Here is a 25,679-nt window from a genome sequence, read left to right as displayed (position 1 = left end):
GAATCGGGTTGCGGTCTGGCGACCATCCTAGCAGCCCGTTCCGATAGAATGGATCAGTTGATCTCATGGCAAAACAAGAATCTGAAGCCGTTCGACTCGCGGCGTTGAAGCTGATTGACGACGCGATGGGCGCAAGACGCCAGCTGGAAGCCGCAAACCAGGGACTGCTGCTCGAGATCGCGGATCGCAAGCAGAGTGAATCGGCGCTGCGCGAGAGCGACGCCCATTTCCGTGCGGTGATGGAGTCGGCCAATGACGCCGTCATCACAACTGACAGCGACGGGATCATCGAGGACTGGAATCCGGCCGCGCAGCGGATGTTCGGCTACAGCAAGAAGGAAGCGACGGGACAGCCGGTCACCATGCTCGTGCCTGAACAGCTGCGAAGCCGTCACCTCGAGGCTTTCGAGCGCCGGCGGGGCGGGGCCAGTTCTTCTCCCTTGAACACACGGACGGAGTGGGAAGGCCGGCGCAAGGACGGAAGTGAATTTCCGGTCGAACTGTCGCTGTCGGAATGGTCGACACCGGCAGGCCGCCACTTCACCGGAGTCGTCCACGACATTACGGCCCGCAAGCAGACTGAGGCCGAAAAGGCGAGGCTGGAGGCCCAGTACCGCCAGGCGCAGAAGATGGAGTCGATCGGCCGGCTCGCCGGCGGTGTCGCCCACGACTTCAACAATATGCTGGCCATCATCAGCGGGTATGCGGACCTGGTGATGATGAAGCTCGATCCGGCGGGACCGCTGTATGCCGATCTCCAGGAGGTCACAAAGGCCGCCAGGCGGTCGGCCGAACTGGTCCGACAGTTGCTCGCCTTCGCCCGCAAGCAGGCTATCAAGCCCAGGATCCTCGACATCAACGAGACCGTCAGGAACATGCTGAAGCTGGTCGAACGGCTGCTCGGCGAGGATATCGACCTGGTCTGGAAGCCGGGCGAGAACCTGTGGCCGTTGAAGATGGACCCGACCCAGATCGACCAGATTCTGGCCAACCTGTCGGCCAATGCGCGCGACGCGATCGCGGGCACCGGCAAAGTGACGATCGAGTCGAGCAACGCCGTGCTGGATGATGTCTACTGCGGGACGCATCCGGGCTCGGTTCCAGGCAGATACGTGCTGCTGGCAATGAGCGACGACGGGTGCGGGATGGATGCAGATACGCAGGCCAAGGTCTTCGAGCCGTTCTTCACCACCAAGGCCCAGGGACGTGGCACAGGCCTTGGGCTGGCGACGGTCTACGGCATCGTGAAGCAGAATCTCGGGTTCATCGATTTCTCGAGCGAGCCCGGCCAGGGTACGACATTTCATGTCTATCTGCCTGCCTACGAATCGGCTGGGGCGGCCGACGCGGTGCCTCCCGTGTCGATCGAGTCGGTGATGGGCTGGGAGACGGTCCTGCTGGTCGAGGACGAGGCCACGCTGCTCGAACTTGGCAAGAGAACGCTCGAACGTCTGGGCTATCGGGTGCTGGCGACCACCAGCCCCAGCCGCGCGATCGAGCTGCTCCGAGACTACTCCGGCGACATCCACCTGTTGTTGACCGACGTCGTGATGCCGGAAATGAGCGGCCGAACACTCCAGCAGCGGGTGGACGACCTGCGGCCCGGCCTCAAGTGCCTGTTTACCTCCGCCTACAGCGCCGACGTGATCGCGGACCGCGGCGTGATCAATGGAGAAGTGCACTTCCTGCAGAAGCCCTACACGTGGCAAGGACTGGCTGAGAAGGTCCGCGAGGTGCTGGGGGCTTCGGAGCAATGACCCGCCCCACCCTGCTCGTCGTTGACGACGAACCCGCCATTCTCGACATGCTCGGCCGGTTTGCCGCCGAACAGGGGTTTGACGTGGTCCGGTGTGAAGGGGGGCAGCCTGCGCTCGACTACCTCGGCCATCACACGGCGGACATGGCGCTGATCGATGTCCGCATGCCGAACATCAACGGGCTCGAAGTGCTGCGGGTCATCCGCGACGTCGCGCCGGCCTGCGCGGTCGCCCTGATGACGGGGTACGCCGCGGTGGACACGGCCGTCAAAGCCATCAAGCTTGGCGCGATTGACTTCCTCAGCAAGCCGTTCGACTACGACCGCCTCACGCGCCTGTTCGTGATGGTTCGTGAAGAAGCGCACCGCCGTGAGGCCGCCCTCGAAGGCGGCGAGGACCACGGCGTCGAGTTCCATGGCATGATCGGCCGCGGCCGGGCCATGACGGACTTGTTCAATCTGGTGACGCGCCTGGCGCCCTATGCGGGTATCGCGCTGATCACGGGCGAGACCGGCGCCGGCAAGGAACTGGTGGCACGCGCGTTCCACGCGGTTGGGCCGCGAAGCAGCCGCCGGCTGGTGACGGTCAACTGCTCGGCGATCGTACCGACGCTGTTCGAAAGCGAGCTGTTCGGCCACGCGCGAGGCTCGTTCACCGGTGCCGCCGAAGCCAAGGTCGGATTATTCGAACACGCCGATGGCGGGACGATCTTCCTCGACGAGATCGGCGAATTGCCGCTCGCGGTGCAGGCGGCGCTGCTGCGGGTGCTCGAAACCGGCGAGGTGCAGCGCGTGGGCTCCCTCGACACGCGGCGGGTGAACGTCCGTATTCTGGCGGCGACCAATCGCGATCTGCGGGCCGATTGCGCATCGGGCCGCTTTCGCCAGGATCTCTACTTTCGACTCAATCTGATCGACGTGCGAGTGCCGCCTCTGCGTGAGCGGCGCGAGGACATTCCCAGTCTGGCCTCGGCATTCGTCCGGCAGTTCATGGCGCGCTTCGGCAAGCCGCTCGCCGGCCTGACGCCTGAAGCCCTGCGCCTGCTGAGATCGGCCCGGTGGGACGGCAATGTCCGTGAACTGCGGCACGCGGTCGAGCGGGCCTGCATGCTGGCCGACGGCGAGTGGATCACCGATCGCGATCTGGTCGGCATCACGGTGGACCACGCGCCCGGCCCGGCCGAGACGGCGGCCGCACCCGGCCAGCGTCCAGTTCCGGCTGCCGCCACCGACGATGACCCGTCGCTGGTGTCGGTCGAGCGCGAGCACGTCGTCCGAACGCTCGAACGGGCGGGCGGAAACAAGTCGCGAGCGGCCGTGCTGCTCGGGATCAGCCGGCGAACGCTGTACCGGCTGATTGAGATTCACGGCCTGGCGCACATGGTCCAGGGGCGAAAGACCGATGGCTCGGGCGATTCCGCGGCTTCGCCCGACGATCCGGCCGCCGACGATCCCGCTGAGATCGAGGAGATTCCGTGAACTCGATGCTCGTTGTCGATGACGAACCGGCGATCCGCGCTTTGATAGCGCGATGGTTGACCGCCGCCGGTTTCGACGTCAGCGAAGCATCGGGCGCCGACGAGGCGGTCGAATCGGCCCGTCAGCGCGCGCCGGATCTGGTCGTGAGTGATGTGGACATGCCGGGTCATGACGGCGTGTGGCTCGCGGGCCGCATCAGGCTCCAGCACCCGACGACGGCCATCATCATCGTCACCGGCCTGGGCGGCCTCGACACCGCGATCCGCACATTGCGTCTGGGCGTGCAGGACTACCTGGTCAAGCCCATCGAGCGCCAGGCCCTGATGGAAGCGATTGAACGGGGGCTGCAGTGGCACAATCGCGAAGTCGAGCGGCAGCGGGAACATCAGCGGCTCGAGGACGAGATCCACGCGCGCCAGAACCAGCTGAGTGAGACCATCGCCAGTCTGCAGGTGACCTCGGCGGCCGCAGTTGACGCACTGTTGCGGCTGCTGACACTGCATGATGCGCCCGCGTACGACCACGCAACGCGCGTCGCCGGCCTGTCGACACGCCTGGCCGCCGCGCTCGGCGTCGACCCGGCCATCGTCACGCACGTCGAGGTCGGCGCGCTGCTGCACGACCTCGGGAAGATCGCCGTTGGTGTTCGCGTCCTGACCAAGCCGGAACGCCTGTCGCCCGCCGAGAGAGAGCTGATGGTGCGCCACCCGGAGCTGGGCGCCGAGATCATCTCACACGTCCCCTTCATGAAGACCGCAGCCGCAATCATCGCCGCTCACCACGAGCGGTGGGACGGCGAGGGATACCCGAACAAGCTGCGTGGGACCGAGATTCCCCTCGGCGCGAGAATTGTGACGGTGGCGGATACCTACGATGCGATCACCAATGACCGCCCGTACGACGACGAGCATTCCTCGGCAGCGGCGATCGATGAGATCCGGGGATGCCGGGGAACCCAGTTCGATCCGGATGTCGTTGATGCGTTTATCGCGCTGATGAACGCGGGCGGCTGACGGCCGCCCGCCTTGCTGCTGTCCGGGCACGGCATGCCGTGCCCCTACTGATTCCGACCGAATTCCCAATCCCGACTACCGACTACTTCCGATCCAGGGTGTCGTACAGCGGCTGTGCGGGACGTGTCGGGACGCCCTCGTTGACCACCGACATCGCCAGGATCCTCACCCGTTCCGACACCGGCAGTGTCAATGTCTTCGCGCCGGCTGGGACGTCGATCGCATAAACATACAGATACGCGTACGCGTACACGTCGTTGCTGCCGTCGGTCGCGTGCCGGTGCGACGAGAACCAGGCGACCGGCGTGGGCTTGATGAAGCCGGGCGTCAGGCCCGCAAAATCCATCACCGTGCGCATTCGAGGCGGCGTGCCCGGCGGCGGCACTGGTGCGCCCTGCCGCAGTGGAACCGGCTCTTCACGGGCTTTCCAGATCCGGTTGTCCCATTGTCCGACGTAGCCAGACCAATCCCGGATTGTCAACTCGACCGGCGTTTCGCCGATCTTCACGATCGCACGCTGGTCGCCGTCCGACGCGGCAGCCAGCACGTACAGCCGCGTGAACGATCCGGCCGGCAGTGCGACGGCCTGGCCGCGCGGAATGACGGCGTTCATCTTGTCAGGCGCCCCAAGGGTGAAGCGAATCGCGCCGACCGTGATCTCGCGAGGCAGCATCTCGGCTGGCAGGCTCCGACCCGAGGAATCGAACCGCCCCCCGGAAACCGATCCGTCACGGCTGGCGACGGCCTGGTTGTACGGCAGTGCCACGGGACGCGACACTGGCTGCGCGACTCGCGTGGTCGACACGCCGAGCTTCACGGCAAACGTGCGGGGCTGATACGGCCCGAAGCTGGTCACCAGTTCGCCACCCGCAATCGTGGCGGTCCCAACCGGCGATTCCACACCGTTGACCTCGCGGGCCGCCACCAGCGGCGCGGCAAACGTCAGGCGCACGTTATCGGCCCTCTGGCCATCGAGTTCGACCAGGCGCACAACAACCTCGTCGCTCTGTTCGGCCTTCTTCACCGCGAGGACGCGGACGCGGGAGTTGTTGAGCGTGAGCAGCGAGAAGCTCTTGCCGAGCCCTCCGGCGTGCTTCGCGCTCTCGAAGGCGACCAGCGGCTGATTGAGCCGCTGACCCTGCCAGTCGGTCTGCGCCTGGCGCCAGCCGCCCGCATGACCGGCAAGCCCGTACACGAACTCGTGATGACCGAGGTCCTGCGTGCCCTGGTCTTCGTACCCGCCGCGCGTGCCGGGCGTGCGGATGAGCGTCAGCCGGAGCGTGTGGTCGTCGGGTCTGTCGGACGCGATCTTGGCGTCCGACAGCACCGTGACGCCAAAGGCGCCGCTCTTGTCGGTCAGATCAAACCACTGGTGCGAGGCCACCTCGAACTGCCGCTCGTCGTCGGGCGTGCGCTCGATGGTGCCGACATCCCAGTTGTAGGTCGCCACCGTGTTCGCGGCAGTCAGGGGAAACACGGCCTTGAGGTGCGCTTCCTTCGTATTCCAGTCGATGGCGTTGGCAAACTCGACGCGGTTCCCCGCATCGCCAGCCGACAGCCGGATGGTCTGGACGAATGTCGACCCCTCGGTCTCGCGCGTCACTTCGAGGGCGACGCGAACCGGCCCGTTCTCGACGATACGGACTCGCGGGATGCCCTGCACGTACGCCCGCGGCGCGCGCATCTGATCCTCGAAGTCCATGTTCCACGCCGGCCAGTTGCGCGGGTTGTCGGTCTTGATCTCGAGCCGCGCCGGCGCGGCGAGCAGTTCCTTGTTGGCCACCTTGTCGAAGAGGCTCGCGATATCGCCGTTCTGGTCGAGCGTCACGCGATAGCGCGCGTTCTCAAGCGCGGATGTGGTGGCAGTGAGCGCCGACGGTTCTGCCACGTCAGCCGCCTGCACGTCGAACACCGCGTACCCGACCGACGGCACGCGCGCGACAAACAGCACGGTGTTGCGCGCGGTCAACTGCGCCGGCACATCCTTGCCGTCCGGCCCGACCACGTGGACCGCCTTGGGCACACCACCAGCAAACGGGACGTGCGCCTCGACGATGTCCTCGCGCGCGATGTTGAGCGGGTTGTAGACGATGATGGGCGTGCCGGCAACCTGGGTGTTCATCGCAGAGGCCACCGCGTCGACGGCGCTCGTCAGCACGCCGGCAAACTGGTTCATCGCCAGCACTTCGTCGTTCCACGAATACTCGTACGCCTTCGGGATGCTGGTGCCTGGAATGATGTCGTGAAACTGTCCGCCCATCACGAGCGTCCACGCATCGTTCAGCCGCTGCTGCGGATACGGCCGGCCGCCCAGCCACGCGGCAGCGACCGAGGCCCGCTCGGCGTTGTCGGCGAGCACTTCGTTCATCCGGTTCCATCGCTTGAGATACGCCTGCGACGTGATCGATCCGGCCGAGTGGTTGATGAGTTCGAGATCACCCTTGTAGCGGGGCAGCTTCGCCGTCTGCCCGGGCTTGATGTTCAGAAACATCTGCTCCGCGGTCGCCGACACGACGTGGACCGGACCGTCGCCCACCAGCGTCTCAACGCCGGGCGGCGGCGGGGGCTGGGGCTGGCTGGACTGCGATCCGCTCCCGCCTCGAGTAGAGAACGCGGGCGGCAACACGGTCTTCTGCTTCGTCACGATCGCGTCCATCAACTTGACTGACGGCTCGGTGGGCGTGCCGCCGGTGTCGCCGGTGCCGTAATACATGTAGTCGGTAAAGACACCGGTCACCTGCCCGTTGAACGCGATACGCGCGGGCCAGTCAACCAGCGGCCGGGGCGCCTGTTGCGGAGTCCCCGATGCGCTCGCTGCAGCCAGCGGTGGAGGCGGCGGCGTCTTGCTCAGGTCGTAGGTCACCGACCCGCCGTAACTGCCGGGATTGAGCGCCGCAAGAACCGTCTTGCCGTCGGGCCCTTCCCAGATCCCGACGTTGAACGGAATGCCGTCCGGCGTCTTCTCCGGCGAATCCGGTCCGCCCACCCGGGCAGCCGGCTGCCAGCTCGACGACAGCTTCTGCGTGGAGAACCCCTTGATGCCTGCATGCGCAAGCAGCGTCGGCAGCGACGCGGGGAAGCCGAAGCAATCCGGCAGCATGAACTCCGCGCTGGTCTTGCCGAACTCGCGTTTGAAATACTGCGTGCCATAGAGAATCTGGCGGATGATCGACTCGGCCGACGGCGAGTTGACGTCGTTCTCTTCGACCGACGATCCCGACGGGAACCACCGGCCGGCGGCAATCGCCTTCTTCACTCGCTCGTAGTCGGCGGGGTAATACTCCTTGATCATCCGATAGCGGTTCGACCCGCTGAAGTTGAACACATAATTCGGATATTTTTCGAACAGCGCAAAGTTGTCGCGGATGGTCTTTGGCAGATACTCGCGAATGGTGGTCGGATAGTCCCAGCGCCACTGCGTGTCGAGGTGCGCGTAGCCGACGACAAACAGCGTCGGCTGCTTGGCCAGATCAAAGAACGGCGGCTGCTTGCCGGGCGCGGTGCGAGGCTGGGCTGCCGGTGAGGACTGGGCCGCGGCCTGTCCGGGCGCGGCGGGCACGGGTGCCGCGGCCACTGCAGCCGGTGCCGGCTTGGCCGCCTGGCCTGCCTGCCCCTGCACTGCAGCGAACATTGCCATCCATGCCAGAAACAGCGACGACACGAGCCTCGATCGTAGACACATGGGCATCACTTCGCTTTCCGCCATTTCAGCCTTCAGCTCTTCCGTTTCTGTTTCCGCTTTCCGCCGGTATGGAACTGCACGTACATGCCGATCAGGCCGATCACCGCGCAGGCGGCGTACACCCACGAAGTCGGCAGCACGGCGGCGTTCGGATACACGACCCAGACGTCGGTCGAGGCCGACGCCGCTTTGGCGGCCTTCCCGGCCATCAGCGCCGCCAGCCCCACCAGCAGCGTCCACGCGCCGCCAAAGGCCGTGGCGGCCACGATGACGTATCGCTGGAACCGAATCGCCAGGAACGCGCCGACCACGGCCGTCACTACGACCAGCACCCAATGTGGCTCGCCGCGCAGGGGCGTCCAGATGGCATTCAGCAGAAACACCGCCGTGCCGGCGCCGACCAGCGCCACACCGACGAAGTAGCCGACCGTCAGGATCAGCGCGCCCGCCACTCCCCCGGCAATAGCAGACACGACGATCGCCCAGGTGCCGGAGGTGCCGACCATCGAGCTGGCCACCATCGCGCCCAGGAGAAAGCCGTACGCGCCGAGAACGAAACGGAACAGCCGATACCCCGCAAAGCAGGTCACGACGCCACCGGCCATCAGGGCAACTGCCGCGGGAATCTGATACGAGAGGGGGAGCATGTCAGACCTCCCGGCGTCCTTCCATTGCCTTGTGCATCGTGACATCGTCGGCGTACTCGAGGTCGCTCCCGACGGGCACGCCCATCGCGATCCTCGTCACCCGCACGCCCAGCGGCTTGAGCAGCCGCGCCAGGTAGATCGCCGTCGCTTCGCCCTCGACGTTCGGGTTGGTCGCCAGGATGACTTCTTCCACGCCGCCTGCCTCCACCCGCGCAAGCAGACCCATGATGCGCAGGTCGCCTGGCCCGATGCCCTGGAGCGGCGACAGCGCGCCCATCAGCACATGATACAGCCCGTTGTAGTCGCGGGCGCGCTCGATCACCATCACGTTCTGCGGCTCTTCCACCACGCAGATGACGCGCGTGTTCCGGGACGAATCCGAGCAGAGGGGGCACGGGTCGATGTCGGTCACGTTGTTGCAGGCCGAGCAATAACTGATGCGATCCTTCACATCGCGGATGGCCTCAGCCAGCCGCTCGGCATCTTCGCGCGTGCTCTTCAACACGTGAAACGCGAGGCGTTGCGCGCTCTTGCGGCCGATACCCGGCAGCCGCTGCAGGTGGTCGATCAGGCGTGTCAGGGGTTCCGGCTGGGACATGCTAGGTAGTGCCTCAGTGCGTCGACTCGCAATCACGGCTACGTGTTCCCGACGGGCAACTCGGCAAAGGTACTCGCTCAGCACTGAGTCCTGACCCTTCGACAGGCTCAGGGTCATCCCGAGCCAGGTCGAGGGATGAGGGAATAAGTTCGTTGCCGAACTTATGAATCGAAGGACTCAGGACAATCCCGGGATCTTCATCCCGCCCATCATGCCGCCAAGCTGCTGCGACATCGCGTCGTCGGCCTTCCGGCTGGCGTCGTTGATCGCGGCGAGAATCAGGTCCTGCAGCATCTCGACGTCATCCTTGTTGACGACCTCGGGATCGAGTTTCAGCGACTGGAGTTGTTTGAGGCCGTTGACGACGACGGTCACCATGCCGCCGCCGGCGCTGGCTTCGATGCGCATCTCGGCCATCTGGCGCTGCATCTTCTCCTGCATCTGCTGCGCCTGCTTCATCATCTGCTGAATGTTCATGACTTCTTCTTGAGCTCCGTCACATCGGTGATGTCGGCCGGGAAGATTCCAAGCAGCGTTTGAACCGTCGGATTCGCCAGCGCCTCGGCCTTGAGATCGGCGGCCTGCTTCGCCTGAGCCGCGCTGCTACCGGGCGCGGCGGCCGCGTGCCTGGACGTCTCGGATTTGACGAACTCCGCGGCGACGGCGAGCTTGCGGCCACACACCTCCAGCGCCAGCTTCTCGAGAAACTCCTTGTACTGCCACACTTGATCGGCCAGGAACGGCTGCGAATCGGTAAAGCGAAACACGATGCGGTCGGATTCGAAGTCAATCTGCTGCGCCCGCATCGCCACGGCTCCGTGGAACGCCCCTTTCGACTTGCGAATCTCGTCGAGATACGTGTCCTTGACGCTGCGACCCGCACCCGCAGACTGGCCGGGCTGCGAAGCGGGGGACTCGAAAGCCGCGGCAGGCGGTGGCTGTGGCGGAGGCGGTGGCGCAGATGACCCGGACGCAGCCGGCGGCCTCGACGTCTGGCTCGCCACCCGGCGGGCGACCGCCGCCGACGAAGACTGTGACGCGCCGGATGACGCCGGGGCCGACCGCGACGGGAATGGCGGCGCCGATGGACGACCCGGCGAGGGAGGAGCGGTCACGCGCGGCAAAGAGGCGGCCGCAGGCGATCGGCCCTGCAGCTGATCGATCAGATCGGAGAGCGGTGTCAGTTTGCGGAGATGGATCCAGCGCAACAGCGCCATCTCCAGGTGGTAGCGCGGCTCTGCGGCCAATCGGATCTCGCTTTCGGCCCGGGCGAGCACATCGAAGGCGCGCAGCAGGTCCTCTCTCGAGAACCGCGGCAGCAGCAGCTTCAGCCGCTCGTGGTCCTGTTCGGGCGCGATGTCCGTGTCGGTAAAACGCGTCTCGTCGATCGACAGCACGAGCAGGTCGCGAACCAGCCGCGCCAGTTCGCGGCACAGCAGCTTCAAATCGTAACCGGCTTCGACCGCGCGGCCGGCCAGCTCAAACGCCGCGGCGCCGTTCTCGTCGGCAACCGCGGTCAGCACGTCGAACAGCAGGTCGCGCCCGACCAGGCCCAGCACCAGCGCGACATCGTCGGCGCCCACCGTGGTGCCGGCAAACGCCAGCACCTGATCGAACGCGGTCTGGGCGTCGCGCATGCTGCCTTCGGCCGCTCGCGCAACCAGCGCGACGGCCTGATCGGACACCGTGATGCCGTCGGCCGCCGCGATCTTCTTCAGCTGGTCGCCAATCGCGCGGCTCGAGATGGTCTTGAACTCGAAGACCTGTGAACGCGACGCGATCGTCTCGGGAATCTTGTCGAGAGCCGTAGTCGCCATGATGAAGGTCACATGGGGCGGCGGCTCTTCAATCGACTTGAGCAGGGCGTTGAATGACGAGGGGGAGAGCTGATGGACCTCGTCGATGATGAAGATCTTGTGCGCGTCGCGGACCGGCATGATGGCCAGTCCCGAGATGATGACTTCGCGGACGTTGTCGACGCCCGTGTGCGTGGCCGCATCGATCTCGAGCACGTCCATGTCGCGGCCTTCCGCGATTTCGCGGCAAGGATCGCACTGGCCGCACGGGTCGGCTGTCGGGCCGTTCACGCAGTTGAGCATCCGCGCGAGGATGCGGGCGGTGGTCGTCTTGCCGACGCCTCGCGGTCCGGCAAACACGAAGGCCTGCGCCACCCGGTTGCTCGCCATCGCGTTGCGCAGCGTCTGGGTGACGGCACGCTGGCCGACCACTTCGTCAAGCTTCTGCGGCCGCCAGCGGCGGGCAATCACGGTGTAGGACATTGCAGAAACTGCAACCTAATAATGCCGAGCCAATCACTCCCGGAGTAATTACAGTTTCGTAATCACTCCCGGAGTAATTAACTCCGAAAGAATCACTCCGGGAGTGATTAGCGGCTCGTGCGCCCCACTGCGGCCCGGGTTGTCCTGCGGCACATCACAGGATCCGCTTAGTGCTGCTGCCTTCCGGCCCTGACACGGTTCACAGGCTGGGATTGCACAGGGTCCGAGCCGCAGTGCGACGCACGAGATGCTGTACCCGCCCCGACTGCCATCACGCCACAATCACTCCCGGAGTAATTACAGTTTTGTAATTACTCCGGGAGTAATTAGGTCGTCAGAATCACTCCGGGAGTAATTGGACCCCGACCAGGCCGCAACGGCACCGGGATAGTCAGTGTACTGTACATTCCACCCAACCAACCACGGACTGCCTGTGTCTACTACTGGTGTGAGCGATTCGGAGCTGGTCGAACGGGCCCGACGCGGCGATCACGCCGCGTTCGGGGTCCTGGTTGACCGGCACCGGACAGCGGCCTTCAGGACGGCGCTGGCCGCGCTGGGGTCCGCAGAGGATGCCGAAGAGGTGACGCAGGAGGCATTCGTGGCGGCTTTTCGAGCGCTCCCCGGCTTTCGCGAACAAGCCAGTTTCAAGACGTGGCTGCTGTCAATTGCGTGGCGGAAGGCCCTCACCAGACGCCGGAGCGTAAAGGCTCTGCTCCGCCGGTTCGTGGCGCCCGCCGAGGGCGCACAGTGGGACTTTCCGGACGCGTCTCGTGGGCAGGAACGGGCCCTCATCGATGCTGAGCTTGGCGCGCACCTGACGCGTCTGATTTCGAGACTGTCACCAAAGCTGCGGGATGTCCTTCTGTTGACGACGTCGGGCGAGCACACCTATGACGAGGTCGCCGGGATGTTGGGAATCCCGCTGGGCACCGTCAAGTGGCGGATGGCCGAGTCGAGACGGCAATTGAAGGTCAAGCTGGCCGCGCTGGGGTACGGACATGTCTGAGACGCCACTCGATCAAGCGATCGATGCCGTCGCGCGCGAGATGACGGCGCTCGATGCACCCGCCGGAATGCGCGCCGAAGTACTGGCGCGTATCGAAAGCGCCCCGCGCCCCGGTTCGGCCGTTCTGCCTCGTTGGGCTCTGGCTGCCGGGGTGGCGGTTCTGGTTCTGACGGTGGCGACGGCCCTGTGGGTCGCGCGTCCCGGGGATCGGCCCGAGTCAGCCACCGCGAGACACGACACATCATCGACACCCGCCGCGGTCACGACACCGTCGCAACCGCAGCCCTCCGGGAATCTCGTCAGCGCGGGGCTGGAGACAGGCGGGACCGCCAAGCCTGTGGCGCGCGGCGTGGCCGCCGTGCAGCCTGACGAGAACGTGATACCTACGCCGGAGATGGGTCCGACCGCGCTCGCGCGACTGGATCCCATCGTCATTCCGGAGCTCGGGCCAGAGGCCATCCACATTCCGGACATCGACATCGAACCGCTTGGAGATCTCAAACCCATCACGATTCCGGACATTTCCGTCGGCTCCGGTGAGCCACACAATCCTTCGATTCAGAGATAGGAAGACGAACCCGTTCCCTCAGGACTTCGCGCCGAGGGCGCGTTTGGACCGGATCATCACACAAGAACACGCAATCGTAGTTGCGAGTCGAAGCACAAAGGAGAATCGAACGATGAACGTCAGATTGACTCTTGTCACGACATCGGCGGCCCTGCTGACCGTCGCCGCCCTTGCCTCCGCGCAAACACCAACACGTCCTGTGCCCGCCGCGCCGGCCATTGCAGCGGTTGCGCCGGTGGCCGCCACATCACCGGTTCCCGGCGTGAGCCGGGTCACGGCGCCGGTGGCACAAGTGGCCCCGGTCGCCGCCATCAGCACACTGACTGCCGTGGAAGCGCTGGCTGCAGCCGAAGCGCAGACGGTGCAGTCGCCGAAAGTCGTTGCCGCCACACGACCGCCGAGCCCGAAGGTGGTCAGACCCACTGCCGCCTCTCCCAAGGTGACGCTGGACACGGTTGGCGACGACGTGCAGGCACCGCCGCCGCCACCCGCCCCACCGGTTCCACCTCCGGCTCCACGTGCCGCCAGAGCACCTCAAGCGCCGGCGCCACCGGCGACTTCCAGGATCGAGCTGCCAAAGGTGCAAGCTACGCGAATGGTCAAGGGACAGCTGGTCAACCTGCGGCTGGAGTTCACGATCACTGATCAGATCGGCTCGGCAACGCCCGTGAAGAAGATGGTCACGATGAACGTGGCTGATGGCGAGTCGGGGCGCATTCGCTCGAACGCGCGGTTGCCCCAACAAAAGGGCTCCATGAGTTACATCAGCATGCCGCTGTCGATTGATGCCTCGCCTGAGTTGGAGGGCAACAGGATTCGTCTTCGCGCGTCTCTGGAATACCAGTTGCTGGCTGATGCGGGATCGGACGATGCCTCAAGAACGACGGCGATTACTCAAAGTGTGACGTCGATTCTGAGCGACGGCGTGCAGACCATCCTCAGCCAGTCGGCCGACCCGCTGACCGATCGCAAGGTCACGCTCGAGGTGAAGGCGACGATCGTCAAGTAATGAGGCGGGCTAGGCCGTCGAGGGGACGGCTTCCGAAGCGGCCCCTCGAACCAAGCCGACAGCGCCAGTCTGCAAAACGTGCCGATAGGGCCGAGACGGGCTGCGCGAAGAGCGCAACCGTCAGGTCGGCGACCCGTCCCGGTAAGGCATGTTTTGCCGGCTTGAGTGAGCGGGGACGCGGAGGAACCGTCCTCTCGTGGGCCCCAGCCCGCTCCCCGTTTTGCCCCCGCTTCCACTCCTGCTATGATGCGACGCACCGATGCGTTCGCTGACACGACACGGCTGGATTCGTTGCGCCACGCTGTTTCTGCTGGCGTGGATCAGCGTCGATCTCGCCTGGCCGGATTTCTGCGCGGCGGATGTCTTCTCCGGCGACTGTCCGGCATCTTGCCTGTCGCACCACAACACGAGTCCCCCGAACCACTCCGGGCTGCTGCATCCTGATCACTGCTTCTGTCACGCGCATTCAATCACGCTTTCGGCAGGCGTTCTGATTGTCGAACCGCCGCGATCGTCGGCCGTCGATCCGTTCTGCCTTGATTTTATCCCCGCCGCCTCGATCGCCCAGCTCTATCACCCGCCACAGCATTCTCGCTAGCCACTCGACACGACTGCCCTTCTCGTCGTTCATCTCGTGTAGCTGGCGTGCCCTACGCCATGGTTGTGTCATGAATCGAGCGTTTCTCGTGTGTGGACTGCTCCTGGCCGGCGCCGGCAGCCTGCTGGCCCAGAGCTCGGTGGTGCCTGCCAGGCTTTCGCTCGACGACGCGCTTCGCATTGCCGAAGCGCGCAATCCCCAGCTCGTGGTCGCCCAACAAGGCGTCGTGGCGTCGGACGCCGACGTGATGGGCGCCGGCAAGCGGCCGAACCCGGTCTTCACGCTCAGCTCCGAGGGGATTCCGCTATCGGAGCAGAATCGGCCGCCGTTCTTCGACAACCAGGAGCTGGCTTTCAACGTTCAGCAGGAACTCGAACCGGGCGGACGCCGGCGGTTTCGGACCGAGCAGGCGCAGCGCGGGGCTGACGTCGCCCGGGCCGTCTCGCGCGACGCGCTCCGCCAGTTGCGCTTCGAGGTCCGTCGCGCGTACATGCAGGTCGTGCTTGCCAAGGTAGACGACGAGGTGGCGCGCACGACGCTCGAGGAAATCGACAAGGTGCTGGCGCTGAACCGGGTCCGATACGAGCAGGGCGAACTGTCCGGCGTCGAGTTGCGCCGTCTCCAGGTGGAGCGGTTCCGCTTCGCAGACGATGCCTTCGTGGCGGAACTCGCGCTGAAGAACAGCCGCAGCGCCTTGCTCGCGCTTCTCGACCTGAGACCGCTCGATCAGCCGTTCGACACGGTAGACGATCTGCTGCCGCCGCCGATCGCCGCGACCATTGAGCCGCAGCCAGCGGCGACGGACGCGCCGATCAGCCTGGCGCTGGCCAGCCGGCCCGACCTGGACGCAGCCCGCCGCGAACGTGAACGCGCGGAGGCCGGGTTTCGCCTGCAGCGAGCGCTCCGAACCCCGTCCATCTTCGTCGAAGCCGGCGTCAAGCGGGACTTCGGCGCGAACGGGTTGATCTTCTCGTTCGGCGTGCCGCTGCCGATCTTCAACCGAAACGAAGCGGCGGTGGCCCGGGCGAGCGCCGAGCAACAACAGGCGACGGCGCGACTGGCGGCTGCCGAGATCCAGGTGTCGCTCGACGTGCAGGAGGCGCTGAACGCGATTGATGTGACGCGTCGCCGTGTCAGGTATGTCGAGGGAGAGTACCTGAAGAGCGCGCGCGAGGCGCGCGACATCGTGCTGGCGTCGTACCGCAGCGGCGCTGCCACGCTGATCGACTACCTCGACGCCCAGCGAGCGCTTCGAGAGGCCCTGCGCACCGAGAACCGTGCGCGCTTCGACTACCGGATCAGCCTGTTTCAGTACGAGGCGGCCGTGGGGACACCCGCAGCGGCCCAGGGAAAGGAGATGCGATGAAGAGCTCGTGGATCGGCCTGACGCTCGCCGGTGTGGTCGCGTGCGGAGGATGCAAGGCTGCCAGCGCCGTCAGTCAGCCGCCGGAGACGCAGCAATCCAGATCCGATCAGGCCGCGGATCGGAACACCGTTCGCGCGTCCGCCGAGATTCAGAAGAAGTGGGGCATCGAGGTCGCCCAGGCGGCGCGCACCACGGTCGCCGGTGCGATCGCGCTTCCCGGCGTGCTGAGCCTCGACCTGCAGCACACGGCGCAGATCACCTCGCTGCTCGACGGCAAGGTGATATTGGTCGACGCTCAGGTGGGCGACGAGGTCCGTCAGCACCAGGCGCTGGTCACGGTGCACGCGCCTGCGCTGGCGCAGGCCAAGACCGCTTACCTGCAGGCTGGCTCCAGGCTCGAACTGGCGCGGCGCGAGTTCGAGCGGGCGGAGATTCTCCTGAAGCAGGAAGCCATCGATCAGAGGGAACACCTCAGACGACGGACCGAATTCGAGAATGCCTCGAGTGAATTCGCCGTGGCCGAATCGAATCTGCACTCCTACGGCCTCGAGCAGGCGGCTGTCGAACAGTTGCTCCGCCAGGCGCGCCGGCCGAACAACGGCACCGCGGCGATGGACGACCTCGCCGAGCCATACCTCACGCTGACGGCCCCGATCGCGGGCCATGTCGTCGAGCGGGACGTGATCAATGGGCAGCACATCGAGCCCCAGAAGATGCTGCTGACGGTCTCCGATCTCTCCACGCTCTGGGCGCTTCTCGACGCGCGCGAGACCGACCTGCCGCTCGTGGCGCGCGGCCGTGAGGTGCGCATCACGACGAGCATCTACCCCGACCGCGTCTGGCAGGGCCGGGTGGATCACGTGGGCGACATCGTGGACGAGAAGACCCGCACGGTCAAAGTCCGGGTGATCGTGCGCAATGACGGGCGGCTCCTCAAGCCGAACATGTACATCCAGGGCGAATTGCCAAACGCGGTGAGCACGCGCGACGTGCTGACGCTTCCTCAGGAAGCCATCCAGACGATCGGCGGCGAGTCGGTGGTGTTCGTGCGCGAAGGCGCGGACAGGTTTGTGGCGCGCCTGGTGGAAACCGGCGACCGTGTCGGCGCGCGGCGCGCGATGCGACGCGGGCTGGATGGATCGGAAATGGTGGTCATCGCCGGAGCCTTCAACCTCAAGGCGGAACTCCTGAAATCGACGCTGGCCGGCGAGTAGCCGCGACCCTGGCAGAGGATATTTGCACATGCTGGAACGGTTGATGGCCTTCTCGCTCCGGAAACGCCTGGTCGTAGGCCTGGCGGTCCTGGTGATGATCGGCCTCGGCGCCTACGCGGTTCGCACCATTCCGATCGACGCCTTCCCGGACGTCACCAACATCCAGGTCGAGGTGGTCAGCACGGCGGCCGGCATGTCGCCGCTCGAGATCGAGCAGTTCGTGACGTATCCACTCGAGAACGCGATGCGCGGCCTGCCGGGTCTTGTAATGATGCGGTCGGTCACGAAGTACGGCCTCTCGGTCGTGACGCTCGTGTTTCACGACGATGTGGATGTGTACTTCGCGCGCCAGCAGGTCCACGAGCGCGTGGGCGCCATAGAGCGATCATTGCCGGAGGGCGTCGAGACCGAGATGGGGCCCATCGCGACGGCGATGGGAGAGATCTATCAGTACACGCTCGAGAGCAGTCAGACCGCCGCGGCCGCGGACCAGGTGGCCACCCTCACCCGGCTCCGGACGATCCAGGACTGGATGGTCACGCCGCTGCTCAAGGGCATTCCCGGCGTCACCGAAATCAACTCGTTCGGGGGATACCTGCAGCAGTACCAGATCCTGGTGGACCCGGACAAGCTGCAGAAGTACGACCTCTCGGTGGATGCGGTCGCCAACGCGGTCCGCAACAACAACTCGAACGTCGGCGGCAACGTCGTGTCGCAGGGGTCGGAGCAGTACATCATCCGCGGCGTGGGCCTGATCCGATCAGAGGAGGACATTCGCCGGATCGTGCTCAAGGCCGAGAAGGGGACGCCGGTGTCAATCCGCGACATCGGAGACGTGCGCATCGATCATGCGATTCGACAGGGCGCCGCACAGAAGGACGGCCAACGCGAGGTGGTGGGCGGCATTGTGATGATGCTCCGCGGCGAGAACAGCCGCGAAGTCGTGAAGAACGTCGAAGCGAAGGTCCGGGAGATCAACCAGAGCCGCGTGCTGCCCGAGGGTCTGCAGATCGTCTCCTTCTACGACCGTTCGTCCATCGTCGACGCGAGCACCAGTACGGTGCTGAAGGCGCTGGCCGAGGGGTCCGTCCTGGTCCTCGTGGTGCTCGTCCTGTTCCTGTGGAGCGCGAGGGGCGCGCTGGTCGTGATCCTCGCCCTGCCGCTGTCGGGGCTCCTCACCTTCATCATCATGCGCTGGACGGGACTAAACGCGAACCTGATGTCGCTCGGGGGGCTCGCCATCTCGATCGGCATGGTCGTCGACGCCACGATCATCCAGGTCGAGAATGTCCAGCGTCACCTCGCGATGAGCCCCGACACCGAGTCGAGGCTTGACACCGTGCTCCGCGCCGCGGTCGAGGTGCAGAAGCCGAGCGTCTTTGGCGAGTTGATCATCGCGTTGACCTTCATTCCCATCGCCACCCTGCAGGGGATGGAAGGCAAGATGTTCTCGCCGCTTGCCTACACTGTGGCCCTCGCGCTCCTGTCGTCCGTGGTCTTCGCGATCTTCGTCACTCCGGTGCTCTGCCTGGTCGTGCTCAAGCCCGTGCACAAGGAGAGCCCGGTGATGGGCGTGGCCAGGCGTCTCTATCTGTCGATGCTGGGATTCGCGCTGCGCCGGCGTGTTGTCGTGATCGCGGCAGCCGGTATGGCGTTGGTGGGCGCGATCATGCTCATCCCGCGCCTCGGCACCGAATTCATGCCCGTGATGGACGAGGGCGCCTTCGACATGGATGTTCAGCTGATTCCGGGCGTCTCGCTCGAGCAGGCGATGAAGACGATAGGCGACGTCGAACAGCGTCTGAAGCGCTTCCCGGAGTTGGAGACGATTGTGTCGCGCACCGGGCAGACCGGCGTGGCCATCGAGGCGCGCGGCGTGGACAAGACCGGATTTGTCGGCGTGCTCAAGCCCCGCGATCAGTGGACCAGCGCCCACTCCAGGGAGGAGCTGATCGAGAAGATGCGCGACTCGCTGGCGGACATCCCCGGGATGGTGTTCACGTTCAGCCAGCCGATTCAATGCCGAATCGACGAACTGGTCGCCGGGACGCGCGCCCAGATCATCGTCAAGCTCTTTGGCGACGACACCGACGTGCTGAGGCGAAAAGCGGGAGAGCTCGGGACGATCCTCGGGAGCATTCCCGGCGCCGCCGATCTGGTGGTGGAGCGGCTCGCCGGGCAGCCCTACCTGACGGTGACCGTGGATCGAGACAAGGTCGCGCGCTACGGCGTCAACACGGGCGACGTGCTCAGTGTCATCGACGTCGCCGTCGCCGGCAAGCCGTTGTCGCGGGTGTACGAGCAGAACCGCGCATTCGACATCGCCCTGCGCCTTCCCGACGAGCGCCGGCAATCGGTTGAGGGCCTGGGCGGCCTCCTGGTCGACGTGCCTGGCGGATATCGGGTGTCATTGAATCAGCTCGCCGACCTGAAGACGGTCGAGGGGCCGACGCAGATCAGCCGCGAGAACGGCCAGCGGCGGATCGGGATTGAGCTGAACGTGGTCGGCCGCGACATCGGCGGCTTTGTCAAAGAAGCGCAGGCGCGGATTGCGAAGTCGATCGATCTGCCTCCCGGGTACTACCTGAACTGGGGCGGACAGTTCGAGAACCAGCAACAGGCGATGAGCCGGCTGATGGTCATCACGCCGGTGGTCGTCGGGCTGATCTTCCTGCTGCTGTTCTTCACCTTCGATTCGGTCTGGCTGGCAGGCCTTGTCCTCGTGAACCTGCCGTTCGCCATGGTCGGCGGCGTGTTCGCGCTGTTCCTCACCGGACTCTACCTGTCGGTCCCGGCCTCGGTGGGATTTATCGTGCTCTTCGGCGTCGCCGTGCTGAACGGCGTCGTGCTCATCTCGTATATCTCGGACCTTCGAGCCAAGGGCGCCAGCGTGGTTGACGCGGTGAGGGTCGGCTGCGAGGCGCGGCTCCGGCCGGTGCTGATGACGGCCAGTATCGCCATTCTCAGCCTCATTCCGATGGTCTTCGCGACGGGGCCGGGCTCCGAGGTGCAACGTCCGCTGGCCATCGTCGTCATCGGCGGCCTGGTGACCTCGACGGCGCTGACCCTCCTGGTGCTGCCGGCGCTGTATCAGTGGTTTGCCCGGGAGCGGGTGGAAACGGAACTCCAGTAGCCCGTGGCGCAAGTCCCGAGGGTGGGATAATTACTCCCGCTCGTCCGATCGGAGGCTGACACGTGTCCGTCGACAGTGGCGCACGCCGCAGCACGAGCCGCATGGTGCTGACCGCAGCAAGCGGGTTGTTCACGGCCGTGGGTTTCGGCCTTCATGCGGCGCTCGCCGGAAGCGTCAGCGCCGCGCTGGGCTCAGAAGGCGCGCGACTCACTCACACCGTGCCAGCGCCGGTCCAGGTCATCTACGCTCTTGCGATCGCAGCCGGTGTCTGGCGCATCCTGCCTCGCGCCTGGTTCGCGATCCGGACCTTCCGCCCTGACATGAACCTGCTGATGACGATTGCCGTCATCGGAGCGATCGCCATCGGCCAATGGTTCGAAGCCGCCACCGTGTCGTTCCTCTTCGCGGTCTCGCTCGCACTCGAATCCTGGAGCGTCGGTCGAGCGAGGCGAGCCGTCGAGAAGTTGATGGAACTGGCCCCGGACATGGTCCGTCTCGTGGTGTCTGGCGGTTACTCGGACGTGCCGGCTTCTCAGGCGGTGGTGGGGGCACGCTTTGCCGTTCGGCCCGGCGAGCGGATTCCTCTCGACGGGAGGGTGGTCGCCGGCACGAGCAGCGTGAACCAGGCGCCCATTACGGGCGAAAGCGTGCCGATTCTCAAGGAGCCTGGCATCGACGTCTTCGCCGGTACGATCAATGGCGAAGGCGCCATCGAGGTCGAGGCGACCAGGCCCGCCGGCGACTCCACGCTCGCGCACATTCGACGCCTCATCGACTCCGCTCAGAGCCACCGTGCCCCCGCCGAGCAGTGGGTCGAACGGTTTGCGCGCATCTACACGCCTGTCGTGCTCGCGGCCGCGACAGCCATCGCACTGACCGGACCGCTCGTCGCCGGTGACTGGAGCGGGTGGTTCTACAGCGCCCTGGTCCTGCTCGTCATCGGGTGTCCCTGTGCGCTGGTCATCTCCACCCCGGTGAGCGTGGTGGCTTCGCTCGCCGCCGCCGCGCACAATGGTGTGCTGATCAAGGGTGGAGCGTTCGTCGAAGCGCCCGCGACGATCCAGGCCATTGCGCTCGACAAGACCGGGACCGTGACAACGGGACGGCCCGCCGTCGTCGCCGTCCTCCCCGACAGTGGGCACACCGAACAGGAGCTTCTTGCGATCGCGGCGGGACTCGAAATGCACAGCAATCATCCGCTGGCTCTCGCCATCCTGGCCCATGCAAAGCGCAGGGATGTGGCCCCAGCCCAGGTGACGGACTTCACGATCCTGCCCGGGAAGGGCGCCACCGGCGTCATCGACGGGACGCAGTACTGGCTCGGATCGCATCGCTACCTCGAGGAGCGCGCTCAGGAGACGGCGGCGATTCACGCCGATCTCGAGCGACTGTCGAGCGCAGGCCGAAGTGTCGTTGTGATCGGTAACGCCGGCCACGTCTGCGGCATGATTGCCCTGGCGGATACCATTCGCCCGGCGACGCGCGACGCCATCTCACGTCTGAGAGCGCTCGGCGTCCGGCACATAGTGATGCTGACCGGCGACAACCGTCCGACGGCAGAGGCGATTGCGACAGACGCGGGCATCCTCGAGGTGATGGCGGAGCTGCTGCCGGAGGACAAGGTCAGGGCCGTGGAGAGCCTGGCCGCGAAGTACGGCAGCGTCGCCATGATCGGAGACGGAGTCAACGACGCGCCCGCGATGGCGCGGGCGACGCTCGGGATTGCGATGGGTGCCGTCGGCAGCGACGTCGCCATCGAGACGGCGGATATCGCGCTCATGTCCGACGATCTCGCGAAAGTCCCGTGGGTGATCCGGCATTCGCGCCGCACCCTGGCGATCATCCGCCAGAACATCACGCTGTCGCTGGGGGTCAAGGCCGTCTTCGTCGTTCTGACGCTGTTCGGGGCCGCGTCGCTGTGGGCAGCCATCGCGTCCGACATGGGCGTGTCGCTGCTGGTAATTGCCAACGCCCTGCGTCTCTTGAAGATTCACGCATGAGCGTGTCCTCGTGACCGACGCGATCACGGGACGGCGCACAGTTCCCGCATCACCTCAACGGCCGTCCGGCAATCAGCATCGCTGATGCCGTAATGCGTCACCACCCGAAGGCGCCCGCCGCCGAAATTCGACACCAGCACGCCCCGGCCCTCGAGCGCGGCGGCGAACTCCTCGGCGCGCGGCACACTGGGCAGGCGGAAGACGACGATGTTGGTGTCGACGCGCGGCGGATCGAGGACCACGCCAGGCAGCGCGGCGATCCCGTCGGCGAGGATGCGGGCGTTCCGGTGATCCTCCTCGAGCCGCCCCACCATCTCAGTCAATCCGACGATCCCCGGCGCCGCAATCACGCCCGCCTGCCGCATCCCGCCTCCGAGGACTTTGCGCATGCGGCGCGCCCGATCGACGAACTCCGCGGAGCCGCAGATCATCGAGCCGACCGGCGCGGCCAGCCCCTTCGAGAGGCATAACTGCACGGATGACACGTGCTTCGTCCACGCCGTCACCGGCTGACCTGCCGCGACCGACGCATTGAACAGGCGGGCGCCGTCGAGATGGATCGGCAGCCCATGGCGCGCGGCAATCGCAGCCACCTGGGCAAAGTACTCGGGCGGGAGCACCGATCCCCCGCAGCGGTTGTGGGTGTTTTCGAGGCAGATCACTCCGGGCGGCGCGTAATGGTAGAAGTGGTAGTTGTGCGCCGGAAGGTGGATCGCCGCCTCGAGCGCATCGAGCGGCATCGTGCCGTCCGGATTGGTCCGGACCGGCTTGAGAACCAGGCCGCCAACCGCTGACGCCGAGCCGTTCTCGTAGTGATAGATGTGCGACTCGTCGCCGACAATCACTTCGCGGCCGCGCTCACAGTGGGCAAGCAGCGACGCCAGGTTCCCCTGGGTGCCGCTCGTCACAAACACTGCCGCCGCCTTTCCGCTGATTTCGGCCGCCAGATGCTCCAGTCGCTTGACGGTCGGATCTTCGCCGAACACATCATCACCGACCTCGGCGGTCAGCATCGCCTGCCGCATCGCTGGCGACGGCTTCGTTACGGTGTCACTTCGCAAATCGATTGGCATATGTCCTCGGCGTGGTGGCAGCGCCCTCGGGGCCGGAGTCCGCGCTGCGGGTATTCATGATACGTCAGGCCGTGTCCGGAGTCAGGCCCGATGCTTCGCGCGACACGTCGCAACACGCGCGTTTGGAACGACGAGGGTGCATTTGCTAGACTGTCGGCGCCGCAGGCCAATGACTCCAACTGCCCCCCCGGTCGTTCGCTCTGAGCCATCCGACGATGTCGCCTCAGCCGACCGCCGCGTGACGCGCCGCGCAGGGCACCGGCGCGCCCTGGCGCTCGCAGCGTACATCTTGGCCGCCCTGGTCTTCACGTGGCCCCTTCCCATGCATCTGGGGACCCATCTGACGGGGCCTCCATCAGGCGACACGGGCGTCTATGTCTGGAACCTCTGGGTGTTTCACCACGAGTTGCTCGAGAATATGAGCTTCCCGTGGTTTACGTCCACGATCTTCTCGCTCGATGCCTACGCGGATCTCACGCTCCACAACTACACGCCGTTTGCCGATCTGCTCGCGCTGCCCCTGCTTCGGCTGGTGGGCGTGGTCGCCGCCTTCAATCTGGTCTACGTCATGCTGATCGTGCTGACCGCGTATGCGATGTACCTGCTCGCTCGCGACGTGGTCGGAGACGGGATTGGGGCCTGGCTTGGAGGCCTGCTATTTGCCGGCTGCCCTGTGATGATCGCGAGAGGCTCCGCGCATTTCAGTCTGGTCGCGGCGGCGCCGCTGCCGATCTTCGTGCTCCTGCTGCGCCGAACCGGGCGCACGGGGCGCCGGCGCGATATGGCCGCCCTCGGGGCCACGCTGGCCTGGGCCACCTACTGCGATCCGTACTATGGCGTGTACTGCCTGCTGCTTGGTGCGTGGCACCTGGCAGCAAATCTGCTCGACGTGAGACGGGGGCCGGCGGGAAATCGGCCACAGCGGACCCTCCGAGCGCTGGACGTCTTGATCACCATCGTCAGTGCCGTGGTTCTTGGGATTGCGGTGACCGGCGGCACGACGTTGTCGGTGGCCGGCCGGACTGTGGGCCTGATGTCGCTGCACACGCCGGTGCTGCTCCTGACGGTGCTCGTCCTGGCGCGGGTAGCTGCGACGTATCGGCCCACGATCCGATGGCACGTGCCCGCGGATATCTCGACTCTGATCCGGTTGTCACCATACGGCATCATCGTGTCCGCGCTGTTGTTGTCGCCTCTGCTCACCGCCCTGGCCTTCCGGATTTACGACGGGCGGTACGTGACGCCGCACATCTATTGGCGATCCAGCACGCCGGGCGTCGACCTGCTCGCCTATTTCATGCCGAATCCCAATCACCCGATCTTCGGGCCGTGGTTCGCCACGTGGCTGGCGGCACGCGACGGCGGGTTTGTCGAGAACGTCGCCGCCATCCCGCTGGTCGCGCTCGCGGTGATCGGGTTTGCTGCCTGGGCGGTGCGTCATCGAGTGCCCAGATACTGGCTGGGTCTGGCGGTTGGTTCGAGCCTGCTGGCGCTCGGGCCGTTCGTGCACGTGGCTGGCATCAATCTCAGCATTCCGACGCCGTGGACGATTCTGCGATACCTCCCCGTCCTCGGCAGCGCCAGGGCCCCGGCCAGGTTCACGGTTCTGATCATGATGGCAGTTGCGGTGTTGTTGGCGATCGCACTCGACGCCATCGGCCGCAAGTACCCGGCACGGCGACGCGTGATCCTCACGGGGGTCGCCGCGCTGCTTGTGTTTGAACTGATTCCGGCGCCGCGCCAGCTCTACGCAGCCATCCCGTCGCCCGTCTACGACATCATTGCGCACGATCCGCGAGGGATCCGGGTCCTGGAACTTCCGTTCGGGGTGCGGGACGGATTATCGTCGGTGGGAAACTTCAGCGCCTCCGCGCAGTTTCATCAGACGCGTCATCACAAGCGGCTCATCGGCGGGTACCTCTCTCGGGTGTCGATTAGGAGGGTCGATTCCATTCGCAGATTTCCCGTGCTGAACGCCTTGATGCAGCTCAGTCAGGGCCAGCCGATTTCGCCGGAACTTGAACAGGCAGCCCGAAAGGGCGCTCGCGGATTTGTCAAGCGCGCCCGGCTCGGCTACGTGGTCGTTCGCCGGGGCCGGGCCTCCCCCGCGCTGATTGCCAATGCGATTCGCATGCTTGATCTCGAACTTGTCGCGGAGGGGGACACGCGCATCCTGTACCGCCCTCGCCGGACGGCCGGCGAGGGCTGGTTTGCCAGCACCGCCGACCCCGACGGTACCATCAGCCGCTGACACT

The 25,679-nt window shown here is 65.7% G+C and carries 18 protein-coding genes and 1 other RNA gene; 12 read left to right on the top strand and 7 right to left on the bottom strand.

Features of this window, described 5'->3' with window-relative positions:
* The first annotated feature begins 65 nt into the window (after positions 1–65).
* From NTV05_16015 to NTV05_16005, 3 genes are read left to right on the top strand one after another with little or no spacing between them, the layout of a single operon-like run.
* Positions 66–1,757 carry a PAS domain S-box protein gene (locus NTV05_16015; GenBank protein MCX6545905.1) on the top strand — a complete coding sequence of 564 codons (1,692 nt, stop codon included), beginning with the start codon at positions 66–68 and terminating at the stop codon, positions 1,755–1,757.
* Positions 1,754–3,235 (top strand): sigma-54 dependent transcriptional regulator, encoded by a 1,482-nt coding sequence (locus NTV05_16010; protein MCX6545904.1) that lies wholly within the window; start codon positions 1,754–1,756, stop codon positions 3,233–3,235. The genes NTV05_16015 and NTV05_16010 overlap by 4 nt, the downstream gene beginning before the upstream one ends.
* 5 nt (positions 3,236–3,240) lie before the next feature.
* Positions 3,241–4,248 (top strand): response regulator, encoded by a 1,008-nt coding sequence (locus NTV05_16005; GenBank protein ID MCX6545903.1) that lies wholly within the window; start codon positions 3,241–3,243, stop codon positions 4,246–4,248.
* Between the two features lie 82 nt (positions 4,249–4,330).
* Here NTV05_16005 and NTV05_16000 read toward each other — a convergent pair whose 3' ends face one another.
* The 6 genes from NTV05_16000 to ffs all read right to left on the bottom strand — a co-directional run bounded on the left by NTV05_16000 (position 4,331) and on the right by ffs (position 11,683).
* Positions 4,331–7,954, bottom strand: a complete 3,624-nt coding sequence (locus NTV05_16000; protein MCX6545902.1) for a glycosyl hydrolase-related protein — start codon at positions 7,952–7,954, stop codon at positions 4,331–4,333.
* An 8-nt stretch (positions 7,955–7,962) separates the two neighbouring features.
* Complete coding sequence (locus tag NTV05_15995; protein MCX6545901.1) at positions 7,963–8,577, bottom strand: DUF4203 domain-containing protein; 615 nt, start codon at positions 8,575–8,577, stop codon at positions 7,963–7,965.
* Between the two features lies 1 nt (position 8,578).
* Positions 8,579–9,175, bottom strand: coding sequence for a recombination mediator RecR (recR, locus tag NTV05_15990; protein ID MCX6545900.1), 597 nt, complete (start codon positions 9,173–9,175; stop codon positions 8,579–8,581).
* A 177-nt stretch (positions 9,176–9,352) separates the two neighbouring features.
* Positions 9,353–9,652, bottom strand: coding sequence for a YbaB/EbfC family nucleoid-associated protein (locus NTV05_15985; protein MCX6545899.1), 300 nt, complete (start codon positions 9,650–9,652; stop codon positions 9,353–9,355).
* Complete coding sequence (dnaX, locus tag NTV05_15980) at positions 9,649–11,454, bottom strand: DNA polymerase III subunit gamma/tau (GenBank protein MCX6545898.1); 1,806 nt, start codon at positions 11,452–11,454, stop codon at positions 9,649–9,651. Before dnaX ends, NTV05_15985 begins: the two co-directional genes overlap by 4 nt.
* A gap of 129 nt (positions 11,455–11,583) precedes the next feature.
* An RNA gene (gene ffs, locus NTV05_15975) (signal recognition particle sRNA small type) lies at positions 11,584–11,683 on the bottom strand.
* Positions 11,684–11,887: 204 nt separating this feature from the next.
* Between ffs and NTV05_15970 the strand changes: the two genes are divergently transcribed.
* The 8 genes from NTV05_15970 (at position 11,888) to NTV05_15935 (ending at position 22,351) form a co-directional block, all read left to right on the top strand.
* A complete protein-coding gene (locus NTV05_15970) occupies positions 11,888–12,463 on the top strand; it encodes an RNA polymerase sigma factor (protein MCX6545897.1) in 576 nt (191 codons plus the stop codon).
* Complete coding sequence (locus tag NTV05_15965; GenBank protein ID MCX6545896.1) at positions 12,456–13,031, top strand: hypothetical protein; 576 nt, start codon at positions 12,456–12,458, stop codon at positions 13,029–13,031. The genes NTV05_15970 and NTV05_15965 overlap by 8 nt, the downstream gene beginning before the upstream one ends.
* A gap of 112 nt (positions 13,032–13,143) precedes the next feature.
* Complete coding sequence (locus NTV05_15960; GenBank protein ID MCX6545895.1) at positions 13,144–14,040, top strand: hypothetical protein; 897 nt, start codon at positions 13,144–13,146, stop codon at positions 14,038–14,040.
* A gap of 259 nt (positions 14,041–14,299) precedes the next feature.
* Entirely contained in the window at positions 14,300–14,638 is a 339-nt protein-coding gene (locus tag NTV05_15955; GenBank protein MCX6545894.1) for a hypothetical protein, read from the top strand.
* 70 nt (positions 14,639–14,708) lie between these two features.
* Positions 14,709–16,004 (top strand): TolC family protein, encoded by a 1,296-nt coding sequence (locus NTV05_15950; GenBank protein MCX6545893.1) that lies wholly within the window; start codon positions 14,709–14,711, stop codon positions 16,002–16,004.
* Complete coding sequence (locus NTV05_15945; protein MCX6545892.1) at positions 16,001–17,218, top strand: efflux RND transporter periplasmic adaptor subunit; 1,218 nt, start codon at positions 16,001–16,003, stop codon at positions 17,216–17,218. Before NTV05_15950 ends, NTV05_15945 begins: the two co-directional genes overlap by 4 nt.
* 28 nt (positions 17,219–17,246) lie before the next feature.
* Entirely contained in the window at positions 17,247–20,351 is a 3,105-nt protein-coding gene (locus NTV05_15940) for a CusA/CzcA family heavy metal efflux RND transporter (GenBank protein MCX6545891.1), read from the top strand.
* Between the two features lie 62 nt (positions 20,352–20,413).
* The gene (locus tag NTV05_15935) at positions 20,414–22,351 is read left to right on the top strand and encodes a heavy metal translocating P-type ATPase (protein MCX6545890.1); all 1,938 of its coding nucleotides are present in this window, start codon (positions 20,414–20,416) and stop codon (positions 22,349–22,351) included.
* 23 nt (positions 22,352–22,374) lie between these two features.
* Here NTV05_15935 and ltaE read toward each other — a convergent pair whose 3' ends face one another.
* Complete coding sequence (ltaE, locus tag NTV05_15930; protein MCX6545889.1) at positions 22,375–23,424, bottom strand: low-specificity L-threonine aldolase; 1,050 nt, start codon at positions 23,422–23,424, stop codon at positions 22,375–22,377.
* Positions 23,425–23,662: 238 nt separating this feature from the next.
* Here ltaE and NTV05_15925 point away from each other — a divergent pair, with 238 nt between their 5' ends.
* On the top strand, positions 23,663–25,675 hold the full coding sequence (locus NTV05_15925) for a hypothetical protein (protein ID MCX6545888.1): 2,013 nt from the start codon (positions 23,663–23,665) through the stop codon (positions 25,673–25,675).
* The last annotated feature ends 4 nt before the right edge of the window (positions 25,676–25,679 follow it).

This window comes from Acidobacteriota bacterium, from assembly GCA_026393755.1.
Lineage (GTDB): Bacteria > Acidobacteriota > Vicinamibacteria > Vicinamibacterales > JAKQTR01 > JBAXOX01.
This window is presented reverse-complemented; position numbering and strand designations above follow the sequence as displayed.